Below are 22111 nucleotides of genomic sequence, written 5' to 3'. Positions count from 1 at the left end.
GGTGTCCACAAGCGTTATCTCAAAGACTACGTGGCGACCTATGAAGCCATGTACAACGCCAAACGCATCAATGCGATGCTCATTCGACGAATGTGCCGGACAGCAACGATGCAAACTGGTTACACATGAGCCACATTTTTTTGACGGCGGTGCGGGTTTGGCGAGCGTGCAGTTGCGTGATGCCAAAACTCCAACAGAATTCCGCGACCGCATCGGCGCGTTTGCCAAAAAGCTGCCCAAAGGCCGCTGGGTGCTCAACGGCAATTGGGATCACGAGAATTGGCCGCCCGCCGCGCTGCCTACGCGGCAGTTGCCCACTCGGCAATTAATTGATGCCGTCACGGCGGACAATCCGGTCTTCATCAACCGGCTTGACGGGCACATGTGTTTGGCGAATTCGCTGGCGCTCAAACTGGCAGGCGTTACGCGCGCGATGCTCGATCCGCCCGGCGGCACGATTGTGTGCGATGCCCAAGGCGAACCGACTGGCGTGCTCAAAGACGCCGCGATGAATTTTGTCTACCGCGTCATCCCCAATCCGACCGCCGAAGAGATTGCCGAGGCGCTCAAGGCCGCGATGCGCTACGCCGCCGAAAACGGTGTGACCAGCGTGCAGGACATGTCCGCTTCGCCGGATGTGCTGGCCGTTTATCAAATGCTATTGCAACACGGCGAATTGACCGTGCGCGTCAGCGGGCATCAACCGCTCTCGCAATGGGAACGGCTCGCCCGCGTAGGCATTCAGGCCGGCTTCGGCAGCGACAAACTCAAGATCGGTGGACTGAAAGGCTTCGCCGACGGCTCGCTCGGTTCGACCACCGCGTTGTTTTTTGAACCCTACCTCGACGACCCGAAAACAGCGGGTCTGCCCAGCGACGAGATGGTCAAAGCAGCCGAAATGCGCGACCGCATCAGCGCCGCCGACAAAGCCGGCTTACACATCGCCATCCACGCCATTGGCGACAAAGCCAACCAAACCATCCTTGATTTTTACGCCGCCGCCGCCCAAGCCAACGGCCTGCGCGACCGCCGCTTCCGCATCGAACACGCGCAGCATTTACGAACGGAAGAGATCAAACGTTTCGCCACGCAACAGGTCATCGCCTCGATGCAGCCGTACCACGCGATTGACGATGGCCGCTGGGCCGAAAACCGCATTGGCCCCGAACGCGCCAAAGGCACCTACGCCTTCCGCTCGCTGCTCGACGCAGGCGCGGTGCTGGCCTTCGGTTCCGATTGGTTCGTCGCGCCGCTGGTGCCGCTGCTGGGCATTTACGCCGCCGTCACGCGCCGCACGCTGGACGGCAAACATCCCGACGGCTGGGTGCCTGAACAAAAGATCACCGTCGCCGAAGCCGTGCGCGCCTTTACATACGGCTCGGCCTACGCGAGCTTTGATGAAAAGGTGAAAGGCACGCTGGAAGTTGGCAAGCTGGCGGATTTGGCCGTGCTCTCGGCGGATATTTTCAGGATTGATCCGGTCCAGATTGAGAAGGCGAAAGTGGTGCTGACCGTGTTTGATGGCCGCGTGATTTACCAGCGCGATTGAGATTGCTGGTCACGCTCAAAGCATTGGGTTTTGCCGCGTAGCGGCAGTTGGATTTAGCCGTGGGTTGCAAACAGGGCTTGTTCAAGCAGGCTGCAACTCTCGCTGCCAGGGCTACTGACGGCTGATTTCTTGAACATCAGGAGCCGGGAATCAGGGCATTACTTGCAGAACACAGGTTCGTGATTTTGCGCAAGCCTTGCTGACCAACCCTTTTTTGCAGCAGCAAGGGGGCGGGTCGGAATGGCTTTTGGGCGCGGCCTGAAAGCCAGTGAAGTAAAGCAACGCGGCGGCAACGGTCTCAACAGACCGTTGCCGCCGCGTTGCATATTTACGAAAGGGAAGTTTGGCAGGCGTCGTTCACAGCGCAGATGTTCTTGCCGGTACGGAACGCCGAAAGACACCCGTCAACGCCGCGAACCAGCTGCGCCGTTCAGCTCTTAACTGCTGGTCTAATTGTTCGCTGTGGGCGCTCGTCTCCGCCTTTTTGAGGGCGACGAGTTCGTTTTTGGCGGCGACGACGATGGGCAAATTGGCATCGGCGTCTTTCCACTGTTCGAGAAACTTTTTGTAATACAGACGGCTCTCTTCGGTATCGCCGATAAAGGCGCGCGCGCGCGCGGTGGCCAGGTGCGCCAGCGGATAAAGCAACGAGGCGGCCTCCAGCCCGTGATTGCCGATGATCCTTTTGAATTCGATCTCGGCTTCATAGCCGCGTCGCATTTTCAACAAGGCTTCGCCGCGCGCCCAGTTCGAGTAATTGGACGAGCTGCCTTCGTATTGCGCCTGGTGTTTTAACAGTTCCAGCGCCTGTTCGTAATTGCCTTGTCTGTTCGCCAGGATGGCTTTGGTGATGGGCAGCCAGACCTGGTTGGCGAGCGTGTTCTGCGGTTGGTTGCGCGCGACTTCGTCCCCCAGACTTTGGGCTTTATCGCTGGCGCCCGCCAGCGCGTAAGTCAGCGGCCCGAAGGGTGCTGTTGAAAGCACTGAATAGTGCGTGAAGTTATCACGCGCCAGCGCATTGGCTTCATCTAGCCAACGTTGTCCCTCGGATGTTTGCCCGGCCAGCGCCAGACTCAGGCCCGCCGCCAGCGCATAAGGCGCACCGAGTTCTTTTTGACCGCGTTGTTTCACGGCATCCATCGCTTGCCGCCAAAGCCCTGTCGCTTCTTTCAAGCGACCGCCCGCCGCCGCCCGTTGCGCCTGCCAATCCAGCGCCTTGTCAGGGTGCTGATTTTCGCGCGCCCAATTGATTTGCTGTTGCAGCAGGGCCTGATCGTCTTGCAACCAGGCGCATTGAAAGAGCGCCGCGCGCAACCCCAGCCCGTCAATCTTTTGCGCCTGCGATTCAGTCAGCTTCTGGTTGGCTTCATCCAACCGGTTCAACCGCATCAACGCCGTGGCGCGCAACAGATGCGGCGCGACTTCGTTGGGATCGAGTTTGAGGGCGGTTTCGGCCTCGGTCACGGCCAGGGGCAATTGCCCTGTCTGGCGGTAAACGCCCGCCAGGCCGCTGTGTGGCAGCGCGGAATTGGGATAGCTTTGCGCCATCAGTTTATAGGTTTCGACGGCCTTTTCGGTTTCGCCGGTCACGAGCGAGTAATAGAGCGCGGTGATGGTCAGGCGTTCGCGTTCGCTGGTGCGTTCGCGCAGGTTGAAGGCTTTGGTCGAATGTTCGATGCTCAAGCGCGGCTGGCCCAGCGTGGTGTAAATCATGGCCAGTTGGTAATGCGGCATGGCGAAATTCGGATCGAGTTCGATGGCGCGCTGATAAAGCGGAATCGCTTCGCGCAAGTTGGCTTTGAAATTGAGTTGCTGGTACCCCTGCGTATAGGCCTGCAAGGCTTCGAGCGAAGAGGTGGTGGCGTTCTCAATGGGCGCGTTGAATTTGGTCGTCGAAGCGAGCGATTCGCCCAGTTGTTCGCGTAATTTCAAGGCCGCCTGGCCCAGCGTTTTGATGACCTGGTCTTTGCTCTCGGCTTCAAAGAAAACGCGCGAGAGCGATGCGCCGGTTTCCGTATTCAGCGCTTCGAGCGTGAGCGCGTAATGGCGGTCGAGCTTGTCAATCTGCCCGGCGAAGATGGCTTTGAGGCCGCGCCGCTGCGCGATTTCGCGGGCGATGGCGCGCGTAATTTTTTCTTCGGGTTTGCGGTTCATAAAATGCAGCGTCTCGCGCACCTTGTCGTCGCCCAGCATGTTCAAGAAAGGCGATTGCGCCAATTGCACGGCCAGCGCCTGTTTGAGCGTTTGATCGAAAACCTCTTCGCCCGTCGTGTTGTCAAAATCGGCCAGCATGATTGTGTCTTTGGCGCTCAGTTTGGGGCGGCTGCTGAGATAGAAATAAACGCCTGCCATACCTGCCAAAAACACCACTGCGGCCGTGGTCAGCCAGGGCTTGTAATTCTTGGGGCGGGTGGTGTTGACCAGCATGGCGGTGGTAAAGCGCGAGGCTGCCGGCGCCGTGGCGTTGCTGGCGGATGTTTGCGCGGCGACGCCGGACGTTACCGCGCCCGCCGATCCTGTCGTTGAGACGAAGGTGGCTGACGAGGCGGTTTGGCTGATGCCGCGTGCGGGTGGCGGTGGCAGCGAGCGCTGTGCTGCCGAAGTCTGTTTGGCGGAACGAGGGCCGGAACTGGAAAGACTTGCTGACGGCGCACTGCCGGGGCTGACGTGAGTTGAGGTGAAGTTGGTCTGTGGCGCTTCGGTGGGCAGCGTGCCGAAATGATTGCGCACGGCGCGTTCAAACTCCTCGGCGGCGGCGGCGGCTGTGGCCGGGCGGTATTGCGGGGTTTTGGCGAGCAAGCGGTTGACCAGATTTTCGACTTCGAGCGGCGTGTCAGGGCGCAATTCGCGCAGCGGCGGCGGCGTTTCCAGCAAATGCAAGCGCACCAATTCATGGATGCTGCCTGCATCGAAAGGCAGCCGCCCGGTGAGCATGCGATACAAGAGCACGCCCAGCGAATAGATGTCGGATTGGCCGCTGATTTCCTCGCCGATGCGGAACTGTTCGGGACTGGCGTAATGCGGGGTGCCCAGCGCGGACGAAACCTGCATGTCCGACGCTTCGGTGGCGACCTTGGCCAAGCCGAAATCGAGCACCTTGACGGTGTCGCGCCCATCGGGGCGGGGCACGAGCATGACATTGCTCGGTTTCAGATCGCGATGGATGATGCCTTGCGCGTGCGCGGCATCGAGCGCGGCGGCGATTTGGTTTAAGAGCCGGGCGCAGCGCGCATAGTTGAGTTGGCCTTCCTGGCGCAACTCCCGTTCGAGCGTTTGCCCGTCCAGCCATTCCATCACCAGATAGGCCAAGTCGTCAGAGGTGTGGCCGCTGTCATGCACGGTGGCGATGTTTTCGTGCATCAGCAGGCCCGCCGTGCGGGCTTCTCGTTCAAACAGCGTGCGCATCATGTTGTTGTTGACGGCCAGATTCGGCAGCAGCACTTTGAAAGCCACCTGGCGTTCGACGCCCAGTTGCTCGGCGCGGTAAATCGCGCTCATGCCGCCGATGCTCATCAATGAACCGATGCGGTATTTGTCATTGATCACACGGCCTGTCATGCCATACAGGTCTTTGAGCACCAGCGCTTCGCCGTCATGCTGGCAAATGGTTTGCGAGGCGGCGAACGAGGTTTCGCACTTCGGACAATATTTCATGGTTCTCTCCGCGAATCGGATGTGATGTCAGGTGGTGGGATGCGGAGTCTGTGGAAGTAGCCGGCGTGGTGTGCTGGCTGGTCAATATCGGGTTGCGATGTAAGAAAAAGTAGCCAGCCAAGGCGACCAGCAATAAAGTTACCAAGCCGATCAACAGTAACGTGCCGGTCTCAAGGCGCGGCGGGTTGGCTTTTTTGGGCGCCGCCTTTTTGGACGAGGCCTTTTTGGACGACGTGGCTTTGGGCCGTGGCTGGTTGGGGGCGGTTGGCGCGGCGTTGACCGGCTTCACCGTGTCCTGGGCCGCAGGTGCGACGGGCGCCGGCGGGGTGAGTTGTTTCGTTTGCCGCACCTCATTGAAATCTGCCGCATGCCGGGCGGCGTGCGTGGATGCGGCTCTATTTTGCTTGCGCCCGCGTTGCGGTGTGAGCGGGTGTGTGCCGAGGGCCAGCTTGGCCTGTTCGGCGGACCGTGATTTGACCGGTAGCTCGCGTTCCCGTTCAGCCGCTGGCAGGGCCTGGATGATTTCATCAAACAGGTCTACGGCTTCCGTCGCCGTCGCGGGCCGGTAATGCGGCGTCTTGGCCAGCATGCGCGCGACCAGTTGTTCGAGGGCGGTGGGCACTGCGGGCCGCCAGCGCGCCAGCGGCGGCGGCACTTCCAGCAAATGCAGCCGAATCAATTCGTGAATATCCGGCGCGTCAAACGGCACGTGGCGCGTCAACAGGCGATACAGAATGATTCCCAGCGAATAAATATCGGATTGGCCGCTGATTTCTTCGCCCGGGCGAAACTGTTCGGGACTGGCGTAATGCGGCGTGCCCAGCGCGTGCGAGATTTGCAAATCCATGCTGTCGGCCAGCACCTTAGCCAACCCGAAATCGAAAACCTTGACCCAGTCGCGGCCATCCGGACGCGGCACGATCATAATGTTGGTGGGTTTCAGGTCGCGGTGAATGACGCGCGCCGCATGGGCTGCATCCAGCGCCGCCGCGATTTGGCGCAGCAGATAGGCAATGCGCTGGTAACTTAAAAAATAGCGTTGCTGCAAAGCGCTTTCCAGCAACTCGCCGTCGAGCCACTCCATCACGATGTATGCGAGGCTGTCCGGCGTCTGTCCGGCGTCGTGGATGATGGCGATATTTTCATGCGTCAAGCGGCCAGCCAGATGGGCTTCGCGCTCAAACCGATCCAGCATGCGCGGGTGTTCGAGCGCCAGATTGGGCAACAGGATTTTGAACGCCACGTGGCGTTTCACGCCGATTTGATGCGCGTGGTAAACGGCGCTCATGCCACCCAGGGCGGCCAACTCGCCGATCTGATATTTGTCAGCGATGACGCGCCCACTCAGTCCATAAGTGTCTTTCAAGGCCAAGGCCGTCCCGTCGGCGGGGCAGACCGCGAGCGTCACGGCAAAGTTTTTTTGGCATTGGGGACAAAATTTCATGGATGTCTTAGCCGTTTTATTCGCGCAACGCTGCCGCTTCTTTTTTGGCGGCGGCCAGCACGCTCAAATCCGCATCCGCTGCTTTCCAGATGCCCAAAAATTCGTCGTATGACTTACGGCTTGCTGCCGTGTCGCCCAGCAGCACTTGCGCCCGCGCCAAGCCCAGACGCGCCAGCGGGCGCATGGGCGAGGTCGGCTCGTAACCGCGCAGGCTGAGAATCTTTTCAAACTCGGCGGCGGCCTCGTGGCCTTGCTTCAATTTCAACAGCGCGTTAGCCCGCAACCAGGCGGGATAGAAAAACGCGCCGGCTTCGTAATTGGAAACCGTGCGCAAGAGTTCGAGCGCCTTGTCCGGTTGATTGCGTTGCAGCGCGATTGCCGCGCGGCTCAACGGCAGCCAGATCGAATTGGCCAGTGTGTTGTGCGGCTGGCGTTTGACCAATTCGGCGTCAAAAGCTTCGGCCTGTTGCACCGCGCCGCCCAGGGCCAGCATCAACGGCCCGAAGGGCGCGGCCTTGCTGGCCGAATAAAGCGAGAAGGTCGTGGGCGACAGGGTGACGGCTTCGTCTAACAGCTTTTGCGCCGCCTTAGTGTTGCCGCCCAGCGCCTGGCGCAAGGCATTTTGCATGGCCAGCGAGACGACCACTTCGGTCAGATTGCGCTGCCGGGCGCCTTCCATCGCGCGGCGATACAACTCGTCGGCTTCGCGCAGACGGCCCTCATAAGCCAGCGTTTGCGCCTGCCATTCATAGCTGCGGAATTCATCCGGCTTGCCTTTGACCCAGGCCAGTTGCTGTTGCATCAACGCGCCATCGCCTTTCAGAAAGCCGATTTGGAAGAGCGTGGCGCGGAAGCCCAGCCGATCCAGTTTCTGGGCTTGCGCGGCGGCGATAACTTGCAGCGCTTCGTCCTCGCGCCCCAAACGCACCAGCAAATCAGCCTGGTTTTGATAGGCCGTGCCGTTGGTCGGATCGAGGCGCACGGCCTCTTTGGTTTCGGCGACGGCGGCTTCCAACTGGCCCAAGCGGTTGAGACAGACCGAGAGATTGACGTGCGGCGCGACCAGGCGCGGATAGGTTTGCACGGTCAGGCGTTGCGCTTCGATGGCGCGCTCGACTTCGCCATTGACCAGGAAGTAAGACGCGGCAATCGCCAAGCGCTCGCGTTCGCTGACACGTTCGCGCAGGTTATAGGCTTTACCGGCGTATTCAATCGCCAATTCGCCCTGGCCGGTGTTCATGTAAATGATGCTCAGCCCGTTGTAAGCCAGCGCGAAATTCGGATCGAGTTCGATGGCGCGTTTATACAAGGCGACGCCTTCGATGTAATTGTCTTTCAAACTGTATTGGTCGCGGCCTTGCGAATAGGCTTTCAAGGCATCGAGCGATGACGTCGTGGCCTGATCAATTGGCGCGTTGAATTTTTGAATCGAACTGAGCGATTCGCCCAGGCGTTCGCGCAATTCGGCGGCGGCCTGGCCCAGCGCTTTGATGACGTTGTCTTTGCCGTCGGCTTCGACCAGCGTTTGCGCAAAGGGTTCGCCGCTTTGGGCGTTGAGGGCTTCGAGCGTGATCGAATAGTGGCGGTCGAGTTTGTTGATCTGCCCGGCGATGGCCGCTTTTAAGCCCAACCGTAACGCGATCTCGCGCGCGACTTCACGCGTGAGACGTTCATCGGCCTTGCGATTCATAAAGCGCAAGGTCTCGCGCACCTTGTCGTCGCCTAGCATATTCAGGAAGGGCGATTGCGCCAGTTGCACGGAGAGGGCTTGTTTCAGCGTGCGGTCAAACACGTCTTCGCCCGTGGCATTGCTGATGTCGGCCAGCAGGATCGTGTCTTTTTCGGTCAGCGTGAGTTTGGTGCGGAAGAATTGATAGCCCACCCACAGGCTGCCGAGCAAGGCCAACGCCAAGACGCCCAACCCTGCGCGGCGCAATTTCGAGGACGGTTCGGGCGGCGGCGGAATGGCTGGTGGCACGTCCAATTCCTGCGTGGAATTCAGCGGCGAATAAGCGGGCGCATCGTAAGAATTGGCTTCCGGTGCGCCCGTGTAAACGTAATTCCCCGAACGCCTGACGCTAGGGGAATCAAAGGGGCTATTCGTAGGCCGATTGAAACTGACAGGTTCAATGCGTGTTGAGCCGCTACGGCTGCTGGCGCCGGAACCGGAGCGGCGCCCTGAGTTGCCCGCGTTCAAACCGGAAGTGCCGCCCGAATTTGACCCCGAATTGTGCCCGCTGTTGCTGTGCCAGGGATTGCTGTTGATGTGCAGATTCTCTTCACTGGCCAGCAATTCGCCGCCTAATTCGTAATCGGGCAAGTCGCGGACGGCCTCGATAAATTCGTAGGCCACCTCTGACGCATGGCGTGGCCGGTAATGCGGCGTCTTGGCCAGCGTGCGATTGATCAGATTCTCGATCTCGCTGGGAATGCCGGGACGATACAGGGAAAGCGGCGGCGGCGTTTCGAGCAAATGCGAGCGAATCAATTCGTGGACATTGGCGGCCTCAAAGGGGAAACGGCCCGTCAAGAGCCGATAGAGCATGGCCCCCAGCGTATAAATATCGGAGCTGGGGCCGATCTCTTCGCCGGTGCGGAATTGTTCGGGGCTGGCGTAATGCGGCGTGCCCAGGGCGGAGGAGACTTTGATGTCCACGCTGTCGGCGATGACTTTGGCCAGGCCGAAATCGAAGACCTTGACTCGTTCGCTGCCATCGGGCCGTTTGGTGATCATGATGTTCGCGGGTTTCAGATCGCGGTGGATGATGTTGATTTCGTGAGCGGCATCCAGCGCGGCCCCCACCTGCTGCAAGAGAAAACCGATGCGTTCGTAGCTGAGATAACGGCGCGCGTGCAACTCGGCTTCCAGCGTGTGTCCTTCCAGCCATTCCATCACGATGTAAGCGACGTGGTCTTCGGTTTCGCCAGCGTCATAAATGGTAGCGATGTTCTCGTGCGAAAGCCGTCCCGCCAATTGGGCTTCGCGCGCGAACAGATAAGGCATGTCCGCGTTGTTGACGGCGATGTTGGGCAAGAGGATTTTGAAGGCCACGGGCCGGTGCACGCCGATCTGATGCGCGCGATAGATGGCGCTCATCCCGCCGACGGCGGCCAGGGCCGTGATTTCATATTTATCGGCGATGATGCGGCCCGTCAGGCCGTAGAGGTCTTTCAGCGAAAGCGGCTCGCCGTCTTCCAAACAAAACGCCTGGCTGGGCGGATAAGAGCGCTGGCATCTCAAACAATACTTCATCTGGCACCTCACTGAGTGCTCCCGGCACACCGGGAAAGCTACGATTTCAACTGGCTGCTACAGTCGGCGGCCAGCGCGTCCGGTCTAAAGCCGTGCGCGCCAACCGCTGACGATACTGAACAGCGGCTTTGCCTGGTCAACCTGATGCAGCGCGTCACCGCCTCGGGTTGACCAGGCACACGCTGTTCAACCAGCATAAAGATAAAGAACGGAGGCGCCCGCCAGCAGCGTAAGCAAAAGCGCCAGCGTCAGATTTTGCGGGTCTCGACGCAGCGTGCGAACGGCTGTGGTGAGGGCGTTAAAATTCAACCGAAGCCCGGACCGTTCAGCGCGCCTGACCTGCTTCGAGGGGGAAGCTTGGTCTGGCGTCTGGCTGGCAATTCTGTCGCTGAGCGCAACAAAACTCACCCGGGGCGGTTGATTGAATGTCGGCGGTGGAGCAAAGACGGCGTTGCTGGCTCCGGCAAGCGGTGCCGCGACGGGGTCAAGCTCATGCGCGTTGCGGTTACGGAAGCCGGGCTGGCCGTGGTGTGTAGGCGGCGCGCCAGCCGTTGGGCGGTAGTTTGGGGTAAGTGAATCAGCACCTGTGTGCTTCAAACGATGGTTCATGTCTCCTCCACTAGGGGAACCCGCGTGTCTGGCGCGGGTGTGTGGTCGTGGTTGCGGAGAGGCAGCAAGTGCCTTCCCATGAAGGGCAGTTCAAAAGCACCTTGTCCTGAAAGGCCGGGTGGGGCGTTTTCAGGGCAAATGACCTTTGAATACTGACGATGGAAAATGGCACCACACCGCCAGACAAAGTCGGTCTCAAGGCTTATGCAAAGGTGGCCACCGTGATGTTGCGGTGACGGTAAGCGGGGCAAAATGTCCGCTTGCCGTGGCCGCAGACCGCTGTGGCAAACACCTTCGCGATTTGCATAAGCCCCGATTATTTCAAAGCAGCAAACTCCTTTTTAGCTTCGGCCAGCACCGGCAAATCGGCGTCGGCCCCTTTCCAGAGCGTGAAGAAATCCTTGTAGTAAATGCGCGCGCGTGCGCGATCATTGGCCACTGCCTGGGCGCGCGCCATCGCCAGATGGGCCAGCGGATAAAGCAGCGAAACCGGATCAGCGCCGCGCTGCGAGAGAATCTTTTGAAATTCGGCAGCGGCTTCCGGGCCGCGCTTGAGATTCAGCAGCGCCAGACCGCGTACCCAATTGAAATAATGCTGGGTGCCGTTCTCATAGGCTGCTGCGGGCCGGAGCATTTCCAGCGCTTGCTCGGCCTGGTTGGCTTGCACGGCTCGCAAGGCGCGCGTGAGCGGCAGCCAGGCGTTGTTGAACAACAGATTTTGCGGACGCTTGTGACTGAGTTCGTCGGCCAGCGCTTGCGCTTTCTCCGGCTTGGCGGCGAGCGCGTAAGTGAACGGGCCGAACGGTAAATTGGTGTTGAGCGCGTGGCTCAAGAAACCATCCGGCGCCAGCGTCTCGGCTTCATCCAATAATTTCAGCGCTGCGGTTGGCTGATCGCTCAAGGCCAGGCGAATCCCGGCGGCCAGCGCATAACCGGCGCTCAACTCTTCGCGACCGCGTTGCTGGTTCAGATCAATCGCCTTGCGCCACTCGGCGGCGGCTTGCTTGATGCCGCCATTGGCGGCGGCGACCTGCGCCTGCCAATCCAGGGCTTTGTCTTCGAGTTGATGTTCGCGCGCCCAATCAATCTGCTGTTTCAACAAATCGCCGTTGCCTTGCAAAAAGGCGAGTTGGAAGAGGGCCGTGCGCAGACCCACACCGTCGAGCTTTTGCGCGCGGGCCTGTTCGATTTTCTGTTTGGCTTCGTCGAAGCGGTTGAGCCGGAGCAGCGCGCTGGCTTGCAGATTGTGCGCATTGACTTCAGCGGGAGCGAGGCGCAACGCCGTCTCGGCTTCGTCCAGCGCCTGTTGCGGCTGGCCTAGTAGCAACAGGAGTTTGGCTTGGCCGATATGCGCTTGCGCATCGTTGGGATAGGTCTGGGCCATCAGGCGATAGGTTTCGAGCGCCTTGTTGGCGTCACCGGTAACGACTGAATGGTACAGCGCGGTAATGGTCAGGCGTTCGCGTTCGCTGACGCGCTCGCGCAGGTTGTAGGCCTTGGTGGCGTTTTCGGCGCTCAAGCGCGCCTGCCCGGTCTCGCCGTAAAGCGCGCCCAACGCGTGATAGGGCATGGCGAAGTTCGGATCGAGTTCGATGGCGCGTTGATAAAACGGAATGGCCTCGAAGGGATTGGCATTCTGATAAAGCTGTTCGCCGCCGAGCGTGTAGGCTTTCAAGGCATCGAGCGAAGCGGTCGTGGCCTGCTCGATGGGCGCATTGAATTTCTTGACGGTGTTGAGCGATTCGCCCAACTCTTCGCGCAATTTGAGGGCGGCCTGACCCAAGGCTTTCAACACGTTGTCTTTGCCGGGAGCTTCGGCCAACGCGCGCGTGAGCGTTTCGCCGGTTTGGCTGTTCACCAGTTCGAGCCGCAGGCTGTAGCTTTGATCGAGCTTGTCGAGTTGACCGATCAGGGTGGCCTTCAATCCGCGCCGCAACGCGATTTCGCGGGCGATGTCGCGCGTCAGTCGCGTGTCGGGCGGACGGCTCATGAAACCGAGCGTCTCGCGCACTTTGTCTTCGCCCAGCAAGTTCAGAAACGGCGATTGCGCCAATTGCACGGTTAGGGCGGGTTTGAGCGTTTTATCGAAGACCTCTTCGCCCGTCGTGTTGTTGATGTCGCCCAGCAGGATCGTGTCTTTTCCGGTCAACGGCGCGCGGCCTCGGCGAATCAACGAGAACAGCGCCAGCCCAATGGCCACCGCGCAAACCAGCACCAGGGCGACTTTCTTCGGGTCTTTGGCGGCTTTGACGGCCTGGGCGGCGAAGCGGCTGGACAGGAATCCGGCCGGCACGGCTAGATTGGTCGTGGTGTTCGAGGTCACGCTGCTGGCGTTCGAGCCGTTGGCGGCGTTGACCGAGACAAACGTTGCGCCTGCCAACGTCGCGGGTAATGTTCCGGTGGATTTGACCTGGCCAGAGGAGGCTTGGTTGCCGCTAGCTAGATTGGCTGTTGCGCCATTCGTTTCAACCGTATGATTACCGGAATTGAGGACGCCAAGTGGCGCGGTCTGCGGGCCGGAGGGGGTGCCATATTTACCGCTCTGGGGTTCGCTGAAATTGCTAAAGGCCGTCAGTGAGCGCGTCGTGTAATTGCCTGAAAGAGTGCTCGTGGCAAAGCTGTTTTTGTGATTGCCGGAACTGCCATTGGCAAACAACTCCCCGCTGGAGAAATGCTCGCGCAAGGACTGTTCCAACGCTTCGATGGCTTCACCGGCGGTGCCGGGCCGGTAATGCGGCGTCTTGGCGAGCATGCGATTGACCAGATACTCGACTTCGCTGGGCACGTCGGCCCGACGGTTGCGCAAAGGCGGCGGCGTTTCGAGCAAATGCAGGCGAATGAGGGCGTGTACGCTGGTTGCCTCGAACGGCAGAAAGCCCGTCAGCATGCGGTAAAGGATGACGCCGAGCGAGTAAATGTCTGAGCGCCCATCAATCTCCTCACCGATGCGGAATTGTTCGGGGCTGGCGTAATGCGGCGTGCCCAGGGCCGAAGAGACTTGCAGGTCGGTGCTTTCACTGGTGACTTTGGCGAGGCCGAAATCGAGTACTTTGACCAGATCGCGATCTTCATCGCCGCGCGCGCCGCGCGGCAAAATCATAATGTTGGCGGGTTTCAAATCGCGGTGAATCACGCCCTGGGCGTGCGCGGTGTCCAGGGCGGCGGCGATCTGGCGCAAGAGGTGCAGCATGCGCCGATAGCTCATCTGCCCCCCGTTATTGAATTCCTCTTCGAGTGTTTTGCCTTCCAGCCATTCCATCACGATGTAGGCCAATTCGTCCGGCGTCCGGCCCGCATCGTGAACGGTCGCGATGTTTTCGTGCGTCAAGCGCCCGGCAGTGCGGGCTTCGCGTTCGAACAGCACCAACATGTTTTGATCATTGACGGCCAGGTTAGGCAGCAGGATTTTGAAGGCTACCTGCCGCTCGACGCCGATCTGGCGGGCACGGTAAACGGCGCTCATCCCGCCAATGGTGAGCATTGATTCGATCCGATACTTGTCATTGATGATGCGGCCCGTCAGACCATAGAGGTCTTTGATGAGCAACGCTGCGCCATCATTCTGACAAACGCTGTGCGAAATCGCGTAATGACGTTGGCATTGCGGGCAGTATTTCATTCAAAACCTCCAGACACCTAAACAAAACCAAATCACCGAATACTGCTAAGCGAATAACCGGTTGAAAATATTCGGCGGGCCATTGAGCGACGCTCAAGGTTCCCGCCCAAAGGTGGAAAACCTGCTGCTTTGACTTGGGAAAAGCGGCAAGTCCAAAACGGCCCGGCGATCTGCCGAAGCTTGGCCCGCGTTCCGGCTTACCTGTCCGCAGGCAGCCGTCACGGTGTTCAGCGCAGGGCCGCGAACTCTCGTTTGGCGGCGGTGAGGACGGGCAAATCGGCGTCTGCTTCGCGCCAGAATTTGAAGAGTGCTTGGTAATGTTTACGCGCTTCGGCGGCATCGCCCAGTTGGGCATAGGCCCGCGCCAAACCGAGTTCCGAAAGCGGATAAAAGACCGAAGCCGGTTCCCAGCCGCGCTGTGTCAGTAACTTCTGGAATTCACCGGCGGCTTCGCGCCCCTTGTTCAAGCGCAAATAAGCCTGCCCGCGCAGCCAGACGGAGGTATAAATGGCCGCCGGATCGTAAGTACTGACCGGACGCAGCGCTTCAATGGCTTTTTCCGGTTGCACCTGTTTGAGCGCAATGGCGGCACTGGTCACGGGCAACCAAAGATTGTTGGCTAGCGTATTTTTCGGGGCTTGTTGCGCGGTTTCGGCGATCAAAGCCTGGGCCTGCTGGCTATCGCCCGCCAGCGCCAACGCGAACGCTCCGTAAGGTGTCTGGTTGCTGACGGCATATTTGACAAACGCATTGCGCGAGAGAGCCAGCGCGCTGGTGAGCGTGGTGCGCGCTTCGGCTTCCAGCCCAAAGAGAGCCTGGCGCAAGGCCAGCGAAGTCTGAATGGAGGCTTGTTGCGCGGGCTGTTTGTTTAATTCCCCAAGATTTTGATAATGCCGCGCGGCTTCGCGTAATTTCCCGTGAAAGGCGGCTGTCTGGGCCTGCCAGGTGAGCGCGCGGTTGTCATCCTGCTTACTCAAGGCCCAATTGATCTGCTGCTGCACCAAGGCCGGATCGTCTTGCGCCATGCCCAATTGGAAAAGCAATCCGTGCATCGCGGCCGTGTCGAATTTCTGCGCCGTCATTTCACTGAGGGCCGCATTGGCCTCAGCGAAACGATTGAGACGAATCAGCAACTCGACCCGGTTATGCAAGGCGCGCAGGTTGCGCGGGTCAATCTTGATGGCTTCCTGCGCCTGATTCAGCGCGGCTTCAAACAAGCCCATCTGCCCCAGGCTGACCGATAGATTGATCAGCGGCGAAGCCGAGCGCGGATAGGTTTGATGGGCCAACCGCAAGGTCTCGATGGCTTTTTCCAAATCGCCCATCACCAGGTAGTGGTAAAAGAAGGCGGCGGTGAGTTTCTCAGATTCGCTCACACGGTCAATCAATTGGAAGGCGCGCTCGGCATTGGCGGCGCTCAACTCCGTTTCGCCCTTGTTGGCATAAATGGTAGCCAGGCCGATATAGGCCAGGGCGAAATTGGGATCGAGTTGAATGGCGCGTTGGTAAAGCGCCAAGGCTTCATTGGGATTGCCGCGCAGGCTGTTCTGTTCGCGTCCGAGCGAATAGGCCTTGAGCGCGTCGAGCGAAGAGGTGGTGGCGTCCTGGATCGGTTTGTTGAACTTTTCGAGGGAACTCAGCGATTCGCCCAGCTTCTGCCGAAACTCGGTGGCCGCCTGGCCGAGCGCTTGCAGCACCTGGTCTTTGCTTTGCGCCTCGACCAGCGTGTCGCCGAACGCCTCGCCCGTTTGGCTGTTGATCGCCTGTAACGAGATGGCGTAGTGATTGGCGATTTTATCAATGCGCCCCACGATAATCGCCTTCAAGCCTTGCCGCTGCCCAATTTCACGCGCGATGTCGCGGCTAAGCTGCTCGTCTGGCTTGCGGCCCATAAATTTCAGGGTTTCGCGCACCTTATCTTCGGGGAAAAGATTCAGAAAGGGCGATTGCGCCAATTGCACTGTCAGCGCGTGTTTCAGCGCGACATCAAAAACATCATCCTGCGTTTTATTGATGAAATCGGCGACGAGCACGGTGTCTTTTTCTGTCAGGAGCGGTTTGGCGGCGAAGAAAACGCCCAACGAGGACAGCAAGAGGAAAGTCGCCACGGCCCAGGCAGCCGCTACTTTGTGCTGTTTGAACCAGCGCAAGAAACGGTTGGGGGGCGGGGCGAGTGCCGAAGTGGCCAGCTCCGCCAGGCTCGGATAGTCCAAATTATCGTCGAGCAGGTTGACGCGCGAACCAAGCCCCGATGAGCGTTGTGAACGCGTTTGGAAGTTATTGGCTCCGCCGCTGCGGTGCGAACGGACTTGAAACGGATTGCTCGTCGTGTGGGCATCCTCTTCGGTCAGACCGCGGGTTTGTCCGTGATGCTGGGCATTGGCGTGCACGTGGGAGCCGTAAGGCAGGTCGGCCAGGGTTAATTCGGGTGGCAAATGCATGGAAGGGTCATCATCCAGCATTAAGGCCAAAGCCCGCTCAAACATAAATACCACTTCACTGGCTTTTTGCGGACGATAGTGCGGATTTTTGGCGAGCATCCGCTGCACCAGGTCGTCAATGGATTGCGGAATTTCCGGGCGTACCTCACGGACTGGCGGCGGCACTTCGAGCATGTGTTGGCGGATGACTTCGTGCACCGAGCCGGAATTGAACGGCAAGCGCCCCGTCAGCATTTGATAGACCGTCACGCCCAGTGCGTAAATATCGGTGCGCGCATCAATCTCGGCGCCGGTCTGAAACTGCTCCGGGCTGGCATAATGCGGCGTGCCGACGGCGGTCGAAACCAACACGTCTTTCGCTTCATTGGCGAGTTTGGCGAGACCGAAGTCAAGCACTTTGACCTGTTCCTGCCCGTCGCTACGGCGCGCCAGCATAATGTTGCTGGGCTTGAGATCGCGGTGAATGATCATTTTGGAATGTGCTACATCGAGCGCCGCGCAAATCTGGCGCAACAAGACGGCGCTGCGTTCCAAACTTAACGGGCCATTTTGGGCAATTTCGTCTTCCAGCGTCTGCCCATCCACCCATTCCATGGCGATGTAGGCGATTTCATCAGTCGTGTGGCCGGCGTCGAAGATGGTGGCGATGTTTTCGTGGGAGAGTTGACCGGCCGTTTTGGCTTCGCGTTCAAACAGGTTGGCGACGTGTTGGGCATTGTTGGCGAGATGCGGCAGCAGAATTTTGAAGGCGACGCGGCGGCCCACACCAATCTGTTGCGCCGTATAAACCGCGCTCATGCCACCGACGCCGACGAGGGCTTCAATTTGATATTTGTCCGCGATGATCCGCCCGGCCAAACCGTAGCGGTCTTTCATGGCGAGGACAGTTCCGTCCTTGGGACAGAAACTTTGGGAATTAGGATATGAACTTTGGCAGTTCGAGCAGTACTTCATCACCACCTCCAACACCTTTACCGTCGCAAAATGCTCGTGCTCCTACCGTGAGAGGCCATATAAATACTATATTCAATATGATAAAGCGAGCTAATTTTTACACTTTATATGCAAAAGTGACTAGGCTAATTACTGACAGCAGGGGATTTTACAAATTGCGGCACGTTGTAGGAGTGATGCTGACATGCCTTTGTAGGAATAGCGGAAGTATGAACGTCAAAATTTGTCGCCAGCGCATACTTTGGCTATAGTGGCAGCCTATCGCAAGTATTTCCCAGACCAAAACGCCGCACCCGTGAGATCGCATGAGTGAATATGTAAGCCAGATTGCCGCCCACATCCGCCACGAAGTCCACAAGGTCATCGTGGGCCAGGATGAAATTATTGACCAGATTATGGTCTGCCTCTTTGCCGAAGGGCACGCCCTGCTCGAAGGCGTACCAGGCACGGCCAAGACGCTGTTGGTCAAAACCCTGGCACGACTGATTAACGCCGGGTTCAATCGCATCCAGTTCACGCCCGACCTGATGCCTTCGGACATCACCGGCACCAATGTCTTCAACTTAAGCACTTCGCAATTCACCTTGCGCCACGGCCCGCTTTTTACCGATATCTTGTTGGCTGACGAAATCAATCGCACGCCGCCCAAAACGCAGGCCGCGTTGTTGGAGGCAATGGAAGAGCGCCAGGTGACGATTGACGGCGAAAGCCATCATCTTTCACCACTCTTTTTAGTGTTGGCGACGGAAAATCCGATTGAATATGAAGGCACCTATCCCTTGCCCGAGGCGCAACTCGACCGCTTCCTGCTAAAAATCCTGATTCAGTACCCCACGCATGAACAAGAGTTGCAGGTCGTCGCCAACTGGCAGGCCGGGTTCAACGCCCGCAAACTCGAAGCCGTCAACCTGGAGCCGCTCGAAGACCCCGCCGCCATCCCGCAGTGCCGTGCTTATGTCCGGCAAGTGCGCGTCGAGCCGGGCATTCAAAATTATCTGGTCACGCTGGTGCGCCGCACGCGCGAAAATCCCAACCTGCTCTGGGGGGCTAGCCCGCGCGCATCGGTGGCGATGCTCTTGTCAAGCAAAGCCCTGGCTGCCATGCGCGGCCGCGATTACGTCACGCCGGACGATGTGCGCGATGTCGCCCGTCCGGCCTTGCGGCACCGCCTTTTGCTGCGCTCTGAAGCGGAAATTGATGGGTTGACCGCCGATGCCGTACTCGACGAAATCCTGACGGCGGTTGAAGTTCCGAGATAGTAGTCAGTAGTCGGTAGTCAGTAGTCAGCATCAGCGGCCACCGACCACCAGCAACCAACTACTGACTACTGTCTACCGACTACTGTCTACTGCTTTATGATTTTCACCTGGCGTTTCTTCATCCTGATTGTGTTGGGCGCGTTGCCGTTGGCCTTTGTCTGGGATCAACCGGCGCTGCGATGGGGCTTGCTCGCATACGATCTGTTCTTGCTGGTCATGGCTAGATGGGATTATGGGCAAACTGAAGACGCAGCGGCCCTGGAAGTCAAACGCGACCTACCTAGCCGCTTTATGATCGGGGCCGAAAATGAGGTCGAGATTACGATTAGCCATCAACTGCCGCGTCAAATCACCTTCATCCTCAAAGACGAATATCCGCCCGAGCTGGAATTGCGTGGCGAACGCATCATGACAGTCACGCCCGTGCGGCAACCGGCGGCAAATACCTTTGGCTTGTCCGCCAGACAGCCATTGGCAGCAAGCGTCAATTACAAACTGTATGCAGCGGCGCGCGGCGATTATCACTTTGGCGATGTCGTCTTGCGCTGGCCCGCGCCGTGGGGCTTGGTGATCAAACAGGCTTCGGTTCCGGCAGCCCAACACGTCAAGGTCTATCCCAACCTGCACGAAGCGCGCAAATACGAATTACAGGCGCAGCGCAATCGCCTGTTGCAAGCCGGGCTGCGCCGCGTGCGCATGCGCGGGCAGGGCCGCGAATTCGAGAGCCTGCGCGATTACGTCCCAGGCGATGAATTGCGTCACGTCGCCTGGGCCACCACCGCCCGCCGGGGCCGCCTGACGACCAAGCAATATCAGGTCGAACGCAATCAAAGCATCGTCGTGATGCTGGATGCCGGACGCCTGATGACTTCACGCATAGACAAGCTGGCGAAACTCGATCACGCCATCAACGCCGCGCTGGCGATTGGTTATGTAGCGACCAGTGGCGGCGACAACCTGGGCCTGCTGGTCTTCAATCGCCAGGTCACGACCTATCTGCCGCCTCAACGCGGGCACGCCCAAATGGGCGCCTTGCTCGAAGCGCTTTACAACGTCAAAGCCCAAATGATCGAGCCGTCATACGCACGCGCCTTTCAATACCTGGCCAAACACTGCAAGCGCCGCTCGCTGGTCATTATCCTCACCGATCTGGTGGACAGGGAAGCTTCGGCGGAATTGCTGACCTACACCGAAACGTTGCTGCCACGCCATCTGCCGCTGATCGTGACCATCGGCGATAATGATTTGCGCGCGCTCGTCGCCAAAACGCCGCACACGGTCAAAGACGTCTATCAGCAAAGCGTCGCCGAAGAGTTGTTGCAACAACGCGAAGAGGCGCTGGCGCGGATTACGGAGTTGGGCGGTTTGGCGCTGGATGTGCCCGCCGGGAATTTGTCGTTGCAATTGGTGAACAAGTATTTGGAAGTGAAAGAGCGCGGCTTGCTTTGAATACAGTTGCTGGCTGCAAGCCAAAGTCTTCAAGAAAATGAAACCACGAAGCAACGAAGAGCACGAAGTGAGCAGGCAAACTTGCGAGTCTTTCTTCCTCTTCGTGTTCTTCGTTTCTTCGTGGTAAACACTCTTCATTGTTTTCAAACTACACCAAGCCAGGAGTCTCGCAATGGTCAATCTGTTATGGATGTTCGCGGGCATCGCGCTTATTGTCGCCGGCTATCCGCTGATGACGCGCCGCGTGCCGCCGAATCACTGGTACGGCTTCCGCGTGCCCAAAACGCTGCGCGATCCGTATGTCTGGTACGAAGCGAATCAAGTCGCGGGCCGCGACCTGATTCTTGCTGGCGTAGCCGTGTTGCTCGCCGCGCTGTTTGCCTTGTTGACGGCGTGGCTGTTGCCGCTGTGGCTCACAAATTCGCTTGTGTATGGCGTCTTCCTTGTGATGCTGCTGCTGGTCGTCGTGGACAGCTTCCGCGCCTTGCGCAAGCTCTGAAGCCGTAGGGACAGTACCGCGCGCGTCAGCAAGCGGTCGTGCGGTCTTGACCCACACAATCAAACAATGCCGCTGGCTAACGCGCGCGGTACCGCTTTTCAACAGTCGCGCTGGCTGACGCGCGGTACTGCTTTTCAATCGAGGCTGACATGAAAAACACAACGCTTTCGCGCCGCAACTTTCTCAAAACATCTGCGACGGGCGTCACCGTCACGACCGCGCTTTCCTATTCAAACGTCCTCGGCGCGAATGACCGCATTCGCCTCGGCGCCATCGGCACCGGCGGACGTTGCCGTTCGCTGATGGGAAACGCCAAGAAAAATCCTGACGTAACCTTCACCGCCATCTGCGATGTCTATTCGCCGCGTATGGGCGATACCATCGAACACGCGCCCGACGCCAAACAATACGGTGATTATCGCGCGCTGCTCGATGACAAAACCGTAGACGCCGTCATCATCGGCAGCCCCGACCACTGGCACGCCAAGATGACGACTGACGCCGTCAACGCGGGCAAGGATGTTTACTGTGAAAAGCCCGTCACGCACTCAATTGAAGAAGGCGCGGCGCTTGTCAAAGTCGTCGAAGCCAGCCGCCGCGTCGTGCAAACCGGCACGCAACAGCGCAGTTGGGAGCACTTCATCCTCGGCAAACAATTGGTGGACGGCGGCGCGCTCGGCCAAATCACCGCCGTGCGCATGTGGTGGTATCAGAACTATTATTCGCGCGTTGTGCCCAAAGAACTCAACTACGCCAAGTTCGATCAAAAAGCCTGGCTCGGCAACGCGCCTGCGCAGGAGGTCACGCCGCTCAAATACCGCACCTGGCGCTGGTTTTGGGATTTCGGCGGCGGTGCGCTGACCGACCTGATGTCGCACTGGATTGACGTCGTGCACTGGTACACCGGCTCGCCCACGCCCGCGAGCGCGCTGACGACGGGCCAACGCTACCTGCTCAAAGACCTCGAATGCCCCGACACGCTGACCTGCGTGCTCGACTATCCCAAAGATTTCAGCGCCACCTATCTCGGCCAAATGCATTCCGCCGTAGACGACGGCGGCCTCGAACTGCGCGGCACCAAAGCGACCATGAAACTCGACCGCAACGTTATGACGATTCACCCTGAAGGCGGCGAACCCGGCATCAACGCGGGCGAAATCAAACCTACGATCACGATTCGTTCGCGCGCCGACGGCACCATCGCGCACATCCGCAACTGGCTCGATTGCATCAAGAGCCGCCAAACGCCCAATGCGAACATCCGCGTGGCGGTCGAATGCGCGCGCGCTTGCCACATTGGCAATTTGGCATTGCGGCAGGAACGGAAAGTGAAGTGGAATGCGCAGACAGAGCGGGTGGAAGGGTAAGCCAGATTCACTTT

11 protein-coding genes are annotated in these 22111 nt (G+C 59.0%); 5 read left to right on the top strand and 6 right to left on the bottom strand.

Annotated elements, in window-relative coordinates:
- Positions 1 to 1549: amidohydrolase (locus HY011_19965; GenBank protein MBI3425216.1), on the top strand; the 1549-nt coding region annotated here is incomplete at its 5' end.
- A 357-nt stretch (positions 1550 to 1906) separates the two neighbouring features.
- Here HY011_19965 and HY011_19960 read toward each other — a convergent pair.
- From HY011_19960 to HY011_19935, 6 genes are all read right to left on the bottom strand, one after another.
- On the bottom strand, positions 1907 to 5203 hold the full coding sequence (locus HY011_19960) for a protein kinase (protein MBI3425215.1): 3297 nt from the start codon (positions 5201 to 5203) through the stop codon (positions 1907 to 1909).
- Positions 5142 to 6647: a serine/threonine protein kinase gene (locus HY011_19955; GenBank protein MBI3425214.1), complete on the bottom strand. Its 1506-nt coding sequence runs from the start codon at positions 6645 to 6647 to the stop codon at positions 5142 to 5144. Before HY011_19955 ends, HY011_19960 begins: the two co-directional genes overlap by 62 nt.
- A 16-nt stretch (positions 6648 to 6663) precedes the next feature.
- Entirely contained in the window at positions 6664 to 9900 is a 3237-nt protein-coding gene (locus tag HY011_19950; protein ID MBI3425213.1) for a protein kinase, read from the bottom strand.
- A gap of 186 nt (positions 9901 to 10086) precedes the next feature.
- Positions 10087 to 10509, bottom strand: a complete 423-nt coding sequence (locus HY011_19945; GenBank protein MBI3425212.1) for a hypothetical protein — start codon at positions 10507 to 10509, stop codon at positions 10087 to 10089.
- 316 nt (positions 10510 to 10825) lie between these two features.
- The gene (locus tag HY011_19940; GenBank protein MBI3425211.1) at positions 10826 to 14128 is read right to left on the bottom strand and encodes a protein kinase; all 3303 of its coding nucleotides are present in this window, start codon (positions 14126 to 14128) and stop codon (positions 10826 to 10828) included.
- Positions 14129 to 14355: 227 nt separating this feature from the next.
- Complete coding sequence (locus tag HY011_19935) at positions 14356 to 17445, bottom strand: protein kinase (GenBank protein MBI3425210.1); 3090 nt, start codon at positions 17443 to 17445, stop codon at positions 14356 to 14358.
- A gap of 383 nt (positions 17446 to 17828) precedes the next feature.
- Here HY011_19935 and HY011_19930 point away from each other — a divergent pair, with 383 nt between their 5' ends.
- The 4 genes from HY011_19930 (at position 17829) to HY011_19915 (ending at position 22097) form a co-directional block, all read left to right on the top strand.
- On the top strand, positions 17829 to 18782 hold the full coding sequence (locus HY011_19930; protein ID MBI3425209.1) for a MoxR family ATPase: 954 nt from the start codon (positions 17829 to 17831) through the stop codon (positions 18780 to 18782).
- Between the two features lie 96 nt (positions 18783 to 18878).
- Positions 18879 to 20231, top strand: a complete 1353-nt coding sequence (locus HY011_19925) for a DUF58 domain-containing protein (GenBank protein ID MBI3425208.1) — start codon at positions 18879 to 18881, stop codon at positions 20229 to 20231.
- A 172-nt stretch (positions 20232 to 20403) separates the two neighbouring features.
- Entirely contained in the window at positions 20404 to 20730 is a 327-nt protein-coding gene (locus HY011_19920) for an SdpI family protein (protein MBI3425207.1), read from the top strand.
- A gap of 149 nt (positions 20731 to 20879) precedes the next feature.
- Positions 20880 to 22097 carry a Gfo/Idh/MocA family oxidoreductase gene (locus HY011_19915; protein ID MBI3425206.1) on the top strand — a complete coding sequence of 406 codons (1218 nt, stop codon included), beginning with the start codon at positions 20880 to 20882 and terminating at the stop codon, positions 22095 to 22097.
- The last annotated feature ends 14 nt before the right edge of the window (positions 22098 to 22111 follow it).

It is taken from the genome of Acidobacteriota bacterium, from assembly GCA_016196035.1.
Lineage (GTDB): Bacteria > Acidobacteriota > Blastocatellia > RBC074 > RBC074 > JACPYM01.
This window is presented reverse-complemented; position numbering and strand designations above follow the sequence as displayed.

What these genes read in the sequence shown, in the direction of transcription:
- HY011_19960 (MBI3425215.1), bottom strand. Translation starts at nt 5,203, where the DNA reads ATGAAATATTGTCCGAAGTGCGAAACCTCGTTCGCCGCCTCGCAAACC.
- HY011_19955 (MBI3425214.1), bottom strand. Translation starts at nt 6,647, where the DNA reads ATGAAATTTTGTCCCCAATGCCAAAAAAACTTTGCCGTGACGCTCGCG.
- HY011_19950 (MBI3425213.1), bottom strand. Translation starts at nt 9,900, where the DNA reads ATGAAGTATTGTTTGAGATGCCAGCGCTCTTATCCGCCCAGCCAGGCG.
- HY011_19945 (MBI3425212.1), bottom strand. Translation starts at nt 10,509, where the DNA reads ATGAACCATCGTTTGAAGCACACAGGTGCTGATTCACTTACCCCAAAC.
- HY011_19940 (MBI3425211.1), bottom strand. Translation starts at nt 14,128, where the DNA reads ATGAAATACTGCCCGCAATGCCAACGTCATTACGCGATTTCGCACAGC.
- HY011_19935 (MBI3425210.1), bottom strand. Translation starts at nt 17,445, where the DNA reads ATGAAAGACCGCTACGGTTTGGCCGGGCGGATCATCGCGGACAAATAT.
- HY011_19930 (MBI3425209.1), top strand. Translation starts at nt 17,829, where the DNA reads ATGAGTGAATATGTAAGCCAGATTGCCGCCCACATCCGCCACGAAGTC.
- HY011_19925 (MBI3425208.1), top strand. Translation starts at nt 18,879, where the DNA reads ATGATTTTCACCTGGCGTTTCTTCATCCTGATTGTGTTGGGCGCGTTG.
- HY011_19920 (MBI3425207.1), top strand. Translation starts at nt 20,404, where the DNA reads ATGGTCAATCTGTTATGGATGTTCGCGGGCATCGCGCTTATTGTCGCC.
- HY011_19915 (MBI3425206.1), top strand. Translation starts at nt 20,880, where the DNA reads ATGAAAAACACAACGCTTTCGCGCCGCAACTTTCTCAAAACATCTGCG.